Genomic DNA, 11,619 nt, shown 5'->3' with positions numbered 1-11,619 from the left:
CCTATGACAAAGAAAAGCATGCGAACAAGTATCGAATAATTAAAAAAAAAGAAAAAAATATATAATGATCAGATAATCAGGAAAATAATAAAATAGAATGGACCTAGATTTTTCCGTAGAATTTTGAGCACATTAGTCATTTGCTTGGCTATCGTATGTTCGGAGGTACCCAGACGCTCCGCGATCTGCTTATGGGAAAGCCCTTCTTCGCGGCAGAGTTTGAAAACCTCTTTCATCCGTGGCGGAAGACTGTCTACCTCTTTTTGGATCAGTTCCTGGAATTCTTTTTCACGGATCTGCAGGTCAATCAGGTAATTCCCTTCGCGGATAAATTCCTGCAGCGAATCCAGGTAAGGAGCTTCTTTGCGCCGTTTATAGATCAGGTTGAGTGCGCGGTTTCGGATAGCTGTAAAAAGATAATTGGCCAGACCTGTCGTCAGCGTCAGTACTTCGCGCTTGACCCAGAGCTCCGTAAAAAGATCCTGAATCAGATCCTGTACATCTTCGGCACGGCCCAATTTTTTCCAGGCATGCTGTTGCAGCACAGTTTTATAGCGGTCATAAATTTCCAGATAAGCCGCATGATCGCCGGCCTTGAGCAGCTTAACCAACTCCATGTCCGAATGATTACGATACTGCATCATCTGTTGTTTTAACTATACTTTTATCCGTCAATTTGTTATGGTAGATTTATGAGGTACTCCTGCCCCAACTTGTCAATAATCAAGATTTATTTGTCAATATTAAATATTTATTTGCAATTGTCCTAAAATTTGATTGTTAAAATCAATTTTCAGCTATATGAATTGATTTTGACGCCTGTCCAAATGGCGATCAGCGATAATCTTTTGCTAGTAGTCCATTATGTTGGAATTTACTTCGCTCTTTTTTCCAGTTCAGCACGCGGGGCAATTAAAATTTTTCCTGCGGGTACCGATCCCTTAAACGGTTGTGCCCTTAATTGGTAGGTCCCGTTGGGAATGGCAACAGGTGTACCTTTGTACCTCAAGGAAGTCGTGTCGGGATTGGTATTATCCAGGGTGTAGTAAATATCCAAACCGTCGATATCCGTACTCAAAGAAACCAATAATTGTTTTTGGGTATCGTGTTTTGCTGTTGCCAGTACATCAAAAGCCGCTGTTGAATACTTGATCCGAGCCTGATCCAGTAGCTTAAAATGTGTCGCTAATTTTTGTTGAAAATCCGGCCAGCTCTGCTTTGTCGTGGGTGACCAAAAAACCTCTGCTAAGGCCAGTGCGCGGGGCCAGGTCATGTATTCCGCATGCCTGCCGTTGGGGACCGATTCGGTCCATAAATTCCCCTGTCCACCCAAAACCAGACTACTATCCACTCCGGTGGGAACGGGATTCCACAAATATGAATTCTTTAAACGCAGCATGCTATAAGTGTCCGGTTCCAATAAAGGATCGCCTTGGTACAAATCCAGGTAGGTATGCGTATCGGGAGTGAGAATGACTTGGTGCCCCTGTTTTGCTGCGTCAATAGCACCCTGCACGCCTTGCCAGCTCATTACCGTGGCATCCGGCGCCAGGCCGCCTTCGAGGATCTCATTCCAGCCTATAATTTTTTTCTGGTACTTTTTAACCATTTTCTCTATTCGTTTTATAAAATAGCTCTGTAACTCATGTTCGGTTTTAATCCCCTGCTGTTTCATGAAATTCTGTACCACAGCCGAACGCTGCCAGAAATATTTTGTACACTCATCGCCACCTATATGGATGTATTGTCCCGGGAATAAGGCTGCGACCTCCTTCATTACTTTTTCTAGAAAGACATACACACGATCGTCTGCCGGGTTTAAGGTGTTATCGTCGATGTTATAAAATTTGCTACCGGGATTCACCATATAGTTATACCCCGTCGCAGATAAATAAGGGTAAGCGGCAATAGCAGCCAGCGAGTGACCCGGTACATCAATTTCAGGAACGACGGTTATATTTCTAGCAGCAGCATAAGCGACCACTTCTTTAATTTCTTCTTGCGTATAGTAGCCGCCATCGGTAGGTTTTTCGTCTTTTTGCGGCGGAGTATAAGACCACCACTGCCCTGTTCTCGGTACCCGCCAAGCCCCCACTTCTGTCAGGCGGGGCAGCGACTTAATTTCGATGCGCCAGCCTTGGTCGTCGGTTAAATGCCAGTGAAAAACATTGTATTTGTAACGGGCCATATCATCAATATATTTTTTCACAAAATCCTTCGAAAAGAAATGACGGCTTACATCCAGCATCAGGCCTCGCCAGTGAAACCGGGGATAGGCTGTAATTTCTACTGCCGGTAAACTTAGTTGTTGCTGTTGGGGACTGTCGGCTGCCTGACATAGCAATTGCCGGAAGGTTTGCAGCCCATTGAATAACCCTGCCGGTTTACACGCCTGTAGTATGACCTTGTTTTTTGTGATCGATAACTGATAGCCTTCGTCATTATTGATATTATTCAAGGAAGGGTTTAGCAAAAGGCTGATGGTTGAAGTTGATTTTTCTGATCCGTCAGCTATCGTCAGTGTCGTACCATTTAATTCAGCAATCCAATTATTGAGATGCTCGGCAAGCGGTTTAAGTTCCGTATGACCCTGTGGTATCCGTATAGCAGTACCGGCGTCAATTGTGAAAGTTCCCTCACCTTGGGTATACGACACTGGTTCTGGAATAATGGCGGGCTTTGTTTGTCCTATCACTAGACTGTTCAGGTTGATGAACAACAAAGCCAGGAGCAAGCGGTTCTTAAAAAAAACTATATTCATATCTTAGATTTTTGTAGATAGCTAAATATATAAAATAAACGACATTAAGCTATTACCTATTTATTTCTACACTTGTTTCCCCTGCATAGCAATAGGAAATTGCCGGCGTCTGTGCGGGTCAAGTTATGCGACGGTATTGTAGAAGTCGACCTCGGGTCGATAGAAAAAAATGAAATTATTTTTGAGACAGCGGGTAATTTAATGATGACAATGTCCAGCAAATACAGGTTTAGTTAGTACAAAAACAGCCGTTCAAAAATATGAACAGCTGCTTGTTATGTTTGTATAATTGGGAATACTTACTTTTTGTCTCTGGCTAGATCTGCCCGTACTTTCTGTACAAAATCAAGCGAAACCTCCGCAACACGCACGATAATATCATCGGTAAGCTTCAGTTCAGTAATCAAATTCTCCACTACATCATAGCTTTTCGCCTCGGCACCCCGTTCCAGTCCTTGTTCAATACCCTGTTCTATGCCTTGTTTAATACCTTTTTCGATACCTGTTTGGATACCTTTCTGAATAGCCTCATTAAGCTGTTGCTCCTGATATTGGCGCACTGCTTCCGCATCCCATTTACGTTTTAGACTGACATCATACATAGCTCGTTCCTCCTTATTCAACTTTGCGTACTCCGCTATTTTAAATAATTTTTCAAATATAGGCTTCTTCAGATAGACCGGTATCTTGTTCAGCTTGGACATATTCCGTAAAACATAAAGCCAACGATCAAGATCATTGTCCAATTCCGCCTCTACTTTTGTAAAGTTACGCAATTGAACGTAAATAAACCCCAACTCTTCATAAAAAACTCGACCTGTCTCCCTGTTACACAAACAAATATCGTGAAGAACAGCTTCAGATTCCTCCGCTTGTGAAAAAGTAAATCCATCCATAAGTACGACGATGTATACTTCGGTTATCGCATAATTCCACGCGCGCCGTTTTCCTTTGGGAGCCTGATCCGCAATAAGCTTACTGCTGTAGTAAAGCATGCGTTTTTTTAAATTTATCTGTGCAGTACGCTGTACTTCAATCACAAACTTTTCTCCATTATCGGCAGTACAGATCAGGTCAAAAATTACGGTACCGATCTCCTCACTATCCCCAACATGTTCATTCTTTTCGTACAATAAATCGACAATGGATTTCCGTCCACGGAATAACCCATTCAACAGCGAAATCAATAAATCCTTATTGGGTTCGGATCCAAAAATACGCTTAAATGCATAGTCTGAAACTAGGTCGATATAAACTGGTTCCTTCATAACTACAATAATTGGTTGTTGACTGTAAATATCGCAAAAATAATTCAATAAAACTAATATTTTTAGCATAAAAATAAGTGTAATACTTTTTGAATTAGTTTCAAAACTAACGGTTAGCATTAGCTATGGATTATGGCTATATTAGAAATAAATCCAATGTGGACTAAACAATAGTAAAGATATGAGTATAGCTAATTTTGATGAAATCATTCGCCGCAGTATGGAAATCAGAAAAAAATATCGCGAACTGGAATTGCTGCACCATGGAAGTGAATGGACTGTGGAAGAGGATGCGCTGGCTTATTTAGCGGACGCTGGTTTAGTAGGCAGAAACGTTATGTCGCAACAACAACGTTGGCCGAAAGCCGGTTCTGAAGCGGAATTGGAACATAAACTTGGTGAAAATATTTGGTGGCTGATTGTCTTGGCGGAAAGATCCGGAATTGATATTAGGGCGGCCGTTGATCAATTTTTAATCAAAACAGAAGCCGCTTTAAAATAATTGGGGCGAGGGCAATAAATTTTATAGATTTTTTAGCAATGGCAACTCTTTTTTCAAAACCTCTATTTGTCCGGCTTTCAGGTATCTTGGCAGCAATGTGAGTTTCTGTAGTTTTTTTAGTTTGTATAAAGCACTAAAGTCGGGTATCTTCTCTTCAAATGCGATGGATAAATGAAGATATTTTAGTTCTGTCAACCTGTTTAAAGGTTCCATATTTTTGACCGATTTCCCTGTACCCTTCATTTTGCCGTGATCGATAAAAAGTTCTTCGAGATTAGTTAATTCTGAAATCGGAGTCAAGTCATAAAAGTTATCGATACCATATATATACAAGGTTTTCAGGTTTTTCATCCCTCTCACAAAATCAATATTTTCAACTTTTTTAAGGTTTGCCAAGACCAAAACCTCCAATGATTTTAGACAGGACAGATTGGGAATTTCGTTTTGCTGGTTTGTACTTATTTGCAGGTATTTTAGATTGGGTAATAAAGCAAACACGGCGAGGCGTTCCTCATCGATATCATTCAGGCTTATTGCCTCTATATTGTTGTTTCCGCTTAATGATGACAGGTTACTGTACTGAAGTTTAAATTTTTTAAGCGGTGTATTCATACTTATGATTTTTGTATGTACAGGTAGCTCCGAAAGGTTAAATGGTGTCGTTATCATTCCTTCCAGAACACCTAAATGAGCGTAAGCTCCATTTGGTGCTTTCTCTTCCAATAAGTAATTGTTCCAATTCATGGGTTGTTATATGTGGTTAAAAAATATCGGGTTGTTCATTCAGTCCGGAAAGATATTATTTTATTCACTTTGTTTCGGCTTCCAATAGATCTTTTCCATATCAAATTTCTTGGTTTGTGGATTGAAACGGTATTGTATGGCGTTTCCGTTTAGGCAGTTTCCGTAAGATTCCTGCGCTAAATACCAGGAGCTTTCGATTTCAATTTTATCATTTTTAGAAAAGTCGTATTCGAAAATAGGGTCTTCCAACGCTTCAAACTTCTCGCTGCAAAGTTCTACGGGATCAGTCTTTTTCAAAGTTTCCCTGAAGCCAGAAAGCATCGGCTCTCCGTCCATGTACTTGTTTAGTTTGTTAGATCTAACTTCATAAAAATTCAGAGTATGGCCATCTCCGACATGATCATCTGTAATGACAATGGTTGAACCATCGGCGGCATGATACAGGTTGATAGACCAAATGCCGTCAACAATCATAAAGCCAGCCCTATCCGGTTCAAAATACTTCTGTTTAGAAAACCTGGAAGTAGCATCACTATAAAAATTATTGGCTTTTATTTCATTATACCATTTTAACCGATCTTCCGGTTTCCATTCCCAGCTTGAAAATGCGTCGTCCGGCAATAATAAGATCAGGTCGAGTAAAGTTTTATGCTGGGTAAAATTGATAGAAACTTTATCTTTTATAGCCGTGTTTCCTACCCGGTCTATAGAACCAGCGCTTACACTGTCTTTTTTGGGAATTCCTGCCGAATTATCTCCGGTTTTCCTTGGCGTCACATGTCCACAGGCCCCCGTTATAAGAATAAGCGCAAGCAGAATGGAAAAAATTTTATATTCCATTTTTTCAACTAAATTTCACTAGTTAAATATAAAAAAAAATGTGTGACAAATTAATTCATCTATTTTGAATTCTATCCACAAACAAAATATAATGAATCTCCATTCCAACGAGCTAAAAATCCAATATCGTTTTAAAAAGAATAAGGCGCACCAGGATGGTGCGCCTTGCCATCCATTATGGACGTCTTCGCTTACTGTAACGTCCCAGTAAACGACTGGTTACAAAACTTACCAGTGTATCCAGAGCAGCGGTGAGGACAGTCTGCATTACATCACCGAGGGAGATGCTGGCCCAGATGGAGCAGATCGTTCCACCCAGCGTGGAGATACGGATATCATTCAGCTTCATCGGCTTTGCTCCTTTCCAACGCTTCCTTCGAGCCTTTCTCTGTTATGCCGTCAGCCTGTGGCGGGGGCTCCTCCCGATCCAATACTGTCTCCACGATCCCTAGTCCCAAAGCCAGGTATTTTAATACATTCCCTACCTTACCCGGTAGTTTGACAGGCGCCGCCAGCACCAGCTGCAGCACCTGTCCTATTTTGTTAAAGATTTTTTTCATTTCTGTTACTCTCAATAGGCAGGATGAGCGATCAGAAGCAATATATTCCGATCGCTAATCCTGCCTCTCCACCAATACCCCTTTCGATAAATATTGAAGGGCAAAGAATAACTGACTTCGCTTTAGTGTTGTAGTCTGTTCAAAACTGGAGGACAATGAATTGAAAGCCTAGCGTTCCGACTGTCTATCACTGACGCAAGATGAGGATAGCATAAATCACTGTCCGAGCGTAGCGAGTTTGATTCATATAGCCAGAGAACTAAAAAGATGACACAAAAGAAAGCCATGATCTATTCCCGCCCTTCAACACACACTTTTCGTTAAGCTAAGGAGATCATGGAATTGAAAGCCTAGCGTTCCGACTGCCTATCGCTGACGCAAGATGGCACAAAGGAACGCAGCAGCTAATTCCAGAACTCCAAAGCCTTATCGAATACTCAAATACACTTCATCACCCATATCCCACAAGCAATACACTGGCGCTTTGAGTTTAGCTAATGCCTTCCCACTTCCGGTACCCTGTCCCTCACCGGTCAGGCTAGTGACTGGCGCGATGCAGCCGAGCAATTCGTCCTTTGCGTTATTCGCCGCGTGGATCAAGATCCCTTCGCGGTTTAGTACATGAGGAATACCGATCTGCTCACCATGCCGCTGGTAGCGAGTCTTCTCCAGTTTGTACTGACCGATCGGGATGCAGCTGATCCGCCTGATGTTATTGCGGTCCGGCAGTTCGATGGTATGGCAGATATGCTCGCGGTTGAAGGTGATTGTTCCATTTGTTCCCTCAGCCCCATATTTCCGTAGGAGTTTGAGGGTATGCCTGTTGCTCATGGCTATACTATGGAATATCGACCTCGACGATGGTCATCGCGTTGTAGGGATTGTTCTTGAGTGGATAGAACTCCTCATTGACCTCCTGATACATCGAGATACCGACAATGATGTACACGACCTTTGCAGCATCCACCACTAATGGCGCCTGGAGGGTTTGCTCGGCATGTACACCGATGAGCGGAATATATCCCGACCTTACCATGACCGGACGTGGCGGAACCTCTTCGGTACTTAGCTCTGCGGCAGCCAGGGTGAATAGCATATGCGTAGCCCCCGGCAGCAACATGACATCATTCTGCGGATTGAATTCTGGAATGGTCAGTGTGACTTCGCCGGCAGTACGATCATAGACTGTATCCAGTTTTTCGCCCAGCAGCATTTTTAGGTTGCTGGCCTGATTGAACTCAAAGCCTTTGAGCATGGCGCTATTTTCCTCCAGAAAGATGCGCTCGCCACGTGCATTGGACGAATCCGACTTTTGGATCCTGTGGATCAGTGAGGTCAACCTGTTGCGCATGGTATTGTCTGCAAATGTGCGCAGCAGATTGTTCAGCTGGATACGTAGGAGTTTGGCTGTGCCCGCAGCAGTACCAAATTCGGCCATGTTTTCACGTGTCCGCTGAAAATTGGGATCCGTCTGGATCCTTGCCTTGTCCACACCACCTTTCATGCGGACTTCGTAACCGCGACTGCGGTGTTTGCTAAAGGAAAGGTCCCCGACCTTGCCTCTAAACTTGATTAAACTTTCTTGCTTTGCCATGATATTGAGTTTTTAATGACAACACAAAGATGTCGAGGACCAAACTGATCCCTGTCCAAAATGGCCGTATATGGCCAACATGGCTTAAATAGACAGCATTAGGCTCGTAATGGCATGATATGGCACTATCTGTCTGTTGTGAAGCAGCGTTTAAGTACGGTCAGTGTACCGGGAGTGTACTGGAAAGGTACCAATGCCCTACCAAAAAGGTACTGGAGAGCTACTAAAAAGCTACCAAAGAGTCACTGTCATTGGTACCCTTGTCGTACTTACAACGTAGCTTGCCTATAGCCGCTGCGTTATCGTTGTGTATGGCGATCTAGGAGGAATAAATTGGATTGAGTAAACGAATATCAATCGTAGGTAATAGGTTAGCTGAGTTAAATCAAACAATTGTCAGACAATTATTTAAAACAAAACTTCGATTGATTCGTTAATTCTAGATTATTAATTTTTTTCTTAAGGGCTGTCTATAGCCGACATTGACGAATATGGACAGAGAGGTATCCAGCTGACAGGAAGATCATGGTACCATTAGGTATTGTCTGCGGCATGCGCTTGCTATGCCCATAGTCAATACCACAGCCCGATTTCTTATGACTAAAAAATATCGACTGTGTATCAGTGCAAAGGATGTCGCCTCCGTACTCGACCTTAGCCCCAGACAGGCACAGCGCAAATACCAGCAGGCAAAAGATGCCTATGGAAAGGCCAGACATCAACAGCTAACCGTACAGGAATTTGCAGCATATTATGACTTACCCCTAGCGGAAGTTATTGAACGGCTTTAAGTGCTTAAAGCCAACCAAGGGGCGGTCTTCCGCCCCTTGGTTCTTATCCTATCTTGCATCCACAATTATCCATTCTTCCCTTATTTTCAGTAGCCTATCGTAAGCCTCGGCTGGTACCTTCAGCTGCTCCTGATCTATACCAAATAGCTCCACAATATAATCACTGCCCGCCCTATATTGGTCTTTTATGGCCAGCTGTTGTATCAACAGCCCCCGACCGGCACGGAAAAATAAATTAGGCCATAGTTTTTCAATTTTTGCCAGCGAGTCTATATCCACCGTACCTTCACGGCCATCCAGTAAACGTACATCGACCAATTTGGATTTGGCGGAGCCTTCCTTGAGATGGAAATACGCTATCTGTGGTATTCTTACGCATTCATTGACAGCCCCTATCATTACCTCAATCTGTTGGGTGGCCTCTTTGAGACAAGCCTTCAATCTGTTTTCGTCACTGCTCAAACGGTCGTGATTGGCACGCAGTCTTTGCTTCCGATTTCTTAGTTCATTCAATTCATGCTCATAATGCATCCGAAGCTCACTACTCTTTTCTTCCTCTGCTCTTATCTGCTCATCTTTCTGCAAAAGCCATTTTTGTATTACTTTTACACGCTTTTTACTATAGTTATTAATCTTTCTTTCCTTTCGAAAGGCATAATAAAACTGAACCATGATAAAGCAGAACATGACTACGACAAAATCCCGCTCAAAATAATCGCCTTTTTGCAGATCTTGCCCAAATACCACTAAATAAACCTTGTAAACAATTCTTAAAGCCACAGCTCCCAAAACTAAAACGAGTAGCGCAAATTGGATCAGATAGCGTATGAGCTCATATGGTTCAAGGTATTTATTCGAGTCAAGTCTGTATACGACAAATGCAACAGGGACTATTGCCAATAGCATTAATACCCAACTAAAAAGAAATATCAAACCATGATTTTCCATGGTTATACTCGAAAATGTTGATTCTTCAGTAGTATAAAAAGTGATGAAACAAGATGAAATACCTGCAAATAATAATATAATCCACATGTTCCCATACCACGACCGAAAGAAAGATTTAAGTGCTATCATAATAGGCTGAAAATAAGATTAACCTCTAAGTTAATAATATGTATGATTACTTAAGGTAACGTTTCCTTTACATGCTATCATAGATTTAATTTATTCCTTCGTAGAGTTTGCAAATGCGTTTAAGCAGCCCTAATGCGTATTTTATACTTGTTTCGACGAAACCAATTTCGTTTTCGCCGATCTCGGCCTTTGTTTCCTTCGCTTTTTAGTGATTTGGTTTTAGCTTCGTTCTTCGATCGAATTATAAAACTAATTTAAATTTTTAACAAGGTGAATACTAGTTGCCTAGGTGTAGCATTGGCATGCTGCTATATCCTTTGGGACTGGCGATCACCGACAAACTAAACAGTATGAATAAATACACACTTGATGACACAGGAGTCAAGCGATGGCTCCGGGACTTGTACAACTCGACCATCGAATTTCAGACGATGGAACAAAAGCTGATCCTGCTGTGCTTACGTAGCTGGCTTATGTCCCGTTTTGAACTTTCAGAGAGCCAGGTTGATTATATCATATCCCTGTCCGCCGACTTCAAAAACAATCTTGCACAACAGATTGCTTTTGCCATTAACAATCAGGCAGACATCACTTTGGATAAGCAGACCAATGAAAAAAGCACCAGTACCCTTTCCCGGGATTCGGTCAAGGTGACGGAATATGAGTCAAACAAGATCCAGTCAGATACGCCAGAAATCCCCGTCGGATCTGAAGCGAATGAGATCTTTAGTCGCCGTTTGGAAGGGCATTTAATCGTCAGGATTTACTACACGCTTCTATAGATTAACTAAAATAATTCAACAAAAACGCCATGGGCCATATCTCTCTCACGGCGTTTCTTTTTTTTATGAACTCTTCATTTACACTATATTAACCGTGAAACGTTTTACCAAACATTTAGATGCCTATTTCAATGCGGATGATCCATGTCGCGATGAGCTAATCAAGCATACCAAACTACGTCAGGGGAAGCGTGGACAGATCTACTGTCGGGAGGATGAAAGCCGTCCCTATTGGTGCTATGTGCTTGATGGCAGGATTGGTGCCTATGAGATGAAACGCAAAAAGCCCTATCTCCATTGGATCGCGACCGAGGGAAATTACTTTACTGGCACCAAGCATGAGTACAGTTTTAACAGCCAGGATCTGAATATTCAATTTCTCAAAAAAAGTACAATTGCCTGTATCCCGCTGACGGTCTTGCAGGAGCTGCAAGATCAATATCCGAGCATGCATCACTTTGTCAGTATCATGCGGCAGCGGAAATCAGATTTTTTCAATAAAAAGGGACTAATTATGGCGCAGGAAGCGCGTGACAGGTACGCAAAACTCAAAGAGCTGATGCCTACGCTGTTTCTCAGTTTGAATAATAAGTTGCTGAGTCAATTTTTATACATCGATCCAAAGACAATATATGAAAGCAAAAAAGATCAATAAAATTTAAAATACTACCGGGAGACCCGATTTTAGGCTGTAAAGTAT

At 42.1% G+C, this 11,619-nt stretch carries 13 protein-coding genes; 4 read left to right on the top strand and 9 right to left on the bottom strand.

All coding sequences use genetic code 11. The features are described 5' to 3' along the window. Positions 1 to 68: 68 nt before the first annotated feature. The 3 genes from AC07UV_RS24780 to AC07UV_RS24770 form a co-directional block, all read right to left on the bottom strand. Positions 69 to 644, bottom strand: coding sequence for an RNA polymerase sigma factor (locus AC07UV_RS24780; protein WP_104381746.1), 576 nt, complete (start codon positions 642 to 644; stop codon positions 69 to 71). A gap of 230 nt (positions 645 to 874) precedes the next feature. Continuing rightward, positions 875 to 2,761 (bottom strand): beta-N-acetylhexosaminidase, encoded by a 1,887-nt coding sequence (locus AC07UV_RS24775; RefSeq protein WP_495185705.1) that lies wholly within the window; start codon positions 2,759 to 2,761, stop codon positions 875 to 877. A 299-nt stretch (positions 2,762 to 3,060) separates the two neighbouring features. After that, on the bottom strand, positions 3,061 to 4,029 hold the full coding sequence (locus tag AC07UV_RS24770; protein WP_495185704.1) for an Rpn family recombination-promoting nuclease/putative transposase: 969 nt from the start codon (positions 4,027 to 4,029) through the stop codon (positions 3,061 to 3,063). A gap of 181 nt (positions 4,030 to 4,210) precedes the next feature. Here AC07UV_RS24770 and AC07UV_RS24765 point away from each other — a divergent pair, with 181 nt between their 5' ends. Further along, positions 4,211 to 4,531 (top strand): MazG-like protein, encoded by a 321-nt coding sequence (locus AC07UV_RS24765; protein ID WP_495185703.1) that lies wholly within the window; start codon positions 4,211 to 4,213, stop codon positions 4,529 to 4,531. 21 nt (positions 4,532 to 4,552) lie between these two features. On the opposite strand, the gene AC07UV_RS24760 is transcribed toward AC07UV_RS24765, so the two are convergent. From AC07UV_RS24760 to AC07UV_RS24740, 5 genes are all read right to left on the bottom strand, one after another. Continuing rightward, positions 4,553 to 5,275 (bottom strand): hypothetical protein, encoded by a 723-nt coding sequence (locus tag AC07UV_RS24760; protein ID WP_495185702.1) that lies wholly within the window; start codon positions 5,273 to 5,275, stop codon positions 4,553 to 4,555. Positions 5,276 to 5,335: 60 nt separating this feature from the next. After that, positions 5,336 to 6,115, bottom strand: coding sequence for a hypothetical protein (locus AC07UV_RS24755; protein ID WP_495185701.1), 780 nt, complete (start codon positions 6,113 to 6,115; stop codon positions 5,336 to 5,338). Positions 6,116 to 6,450: 335 nt separating this feature from the next. After that, positions 6,451 to 6,675, bottom strand: coding sequence for a hypothetical protein (locus tag AC07UV_RS24750; RefSeq protein WP_495185700.1), 225 nt, complete (start codon positions 6,673 to 6,675; stop codon positions 6,451 to 6,453). A 426-nt stretch (positions 6,676 to 7,101) separates the two neighbouring features. Beyond that, the gene (locus AC07UV_RS24745) at positions 7,102 to 7,506 is read right to left on the bottom strand and encodes a DUF5675 family protein (protein WP_495185699.1); all 405 of its coding nucleotides are present in this window, start codon (positions 7,504 to 7,506) and stop codon (positions 7,102 to 7,104) included. A gap of 7 nt (positions 7,507 to 7,513) precedes the next feature. Next, entirely contained in the window at positions 7,514 to 8,269 is a 756-nt protein-coding gene (locus AC07UV_RS24740; protein ID WP_495185698.1) for a hypothetical protein, read from the bottom strand. 596 nt (positions 8,270 to 8,865) lie between these two features. Here AC07UV_RS24740 and AC07UV_RS24735 point away from each other — a divergent pair. Then, positions 8,866 to 9,060 (top strand): hypothetical protein, encoded by a 195-nt coding sequence (locus tag AC07UV_RS24735; RefSeq protein WP_282254489.1) that lies wholly within the window; start codon positions 8,866 to 8,868, stop codon positions 9,058 to 9,060. 48 nt (positions 9,061 to 9,108) lie between these two features. Here the strand turns inward: AC07UV_RS24735 and AC07UV_RS24730 are convergent, their stop codons facing one another. Further along, complete coding sequence (locus AC07UV_RS24730) at positions 9,109 to 10,008, bottom strand: hypothetical protein (protein ID WP_495185697.1); 900 nt, start codon at positions 10,006 to 10,008, stop codon at positions 9,109 to 9,111. A 431-nt stretch (positions 10,009 to 10,439) separates the two neighbouring features. On the opposite strand from AC07UV_RS24730, the gene AC07UV_RS24725 reads away from it, so the two are divergent. Further along, positions 10,440 to 10,919: a hypothetical protein gene (locus AC07UV_RS24725; RefSeq protein WP_495185696.1), complete on the top strand. Its 480-nt coding sequence runs from the start codon at positions 10,440 to 10,442 to the stop codon at positions 10,917 to 10,919. A gap of 94 nt (positions 10,920 to 11,013) precedes the next feature. Continuing rightward, complete coding sequence (locus AC07UV_RS24720) at positions 11,014 to 11,574, top strand: Crp/Fnr family transcriptional regulator (protein WP_495185695.1); 561 nt, start codon at positions 11,014 to 11,016, stop codon at positions 11,572 to 11,574. Positions 11,575 to 11,619: the final 45 nt, after the last annotated feature.

This window comes from Sphingobacterium sp. GW821-FHT03E03, from assembly GCF_059420745.1.
The sequence above is the reverse complement of the archived record's forward strand: the minus strand, read 5'-3'. Positions and strand labels throughout refer to the sequence as shown.

Excerpts from the sequence above, each read along its gene's own strand:
- AC07UV_RS24740 (WP_495185698.1), bottom strand. The coding sequence starts at position 8,269 with ATGGCAAAGCAAGAAAGTTTAATCAAGTTTAGAGGCAAGGTCGGGGAC.
- AC07UV_RS24775 (WP_495185705.1), bottom strand. The coding sequence starts at position 2,761 with ATGAATATAGTTTTTTTTAAGAACCGCTTGCTCCTGGCTTTGTTGTTC.
- AC07UV_RS24765 (WP_495185703.1), top strand. The coding sequence starts at position 4,211 with ATGAGTATAGCTAATTTTGATGAAATCATTCGCCGCAGTATGGAAATC.
- AC07UV_RS24770 (WP_495185704.1), bottom strand. The coding sequence starts at position 4,029 with ATGAAGGAACCAGTTTATATCGACCTAGTTTCAGACTATGCATTTAAG.
- AC07UV_RS24735 (WP_282254489.1), top strand. The coding sequence starts at position 8,866 with ATGACTAAAAAATATCGACTGTGTATCAGTGCAAAGGATGTCGCCTCC.
- AC07UV_RS24730 (WP_495185697.1), bottom strand. The coding sequence starts at position 10,008 with ATGGAAAATCATGGTTTGATATTTCTTTTTAGTTGGGTATTAATGCTA.
- AC07UV_RS24750 (WP_495185700.1), bottom strand. The coding sequence starts at position 6,675 with ATGAAAAAAATCTTTAACAAAATAGGACAGGTGCTGCAGCTGGTGCTG.
- AC07UV_RS24780 (WP_104381746.1), bottom strand. The coding sequence starts at position 644 with ATGATGCAGTATCGTAATCATTCGGACATGGAGTTGGTTAAGCTGCTC.
- AC07UV_RS24755 (WP_495185701.1), bottom strand. The coding sequence starts at position 6,115 with ATGGAATATAAAATTTTTTCCATTCTGCTTGCGCTTATTCTTATAACG.
- AC07UV_RS24745 (WP_495185699.1), bottom strand. The coding sequence starts at position 7,506 with ATGAGCAACAGGCATACCCTCAAACTCCTACGGAAATATGGGGCTGAG.
- AC07UV_RS24725 (WP_495185696.1), top strand. The coding sequence starts at position 10,440 with ATGCTGCTATATCCTTTGGGACTGGCGATCACCGACAAACTAAACAGT.
- AC07UV_RS24760 (WP_495185702.1), bottom strand. The coding sequence starts at position 5,275 with ATGAATTGGAACAATTACTTATTGGAAGAGAAAGCACCAAATGGAGCT.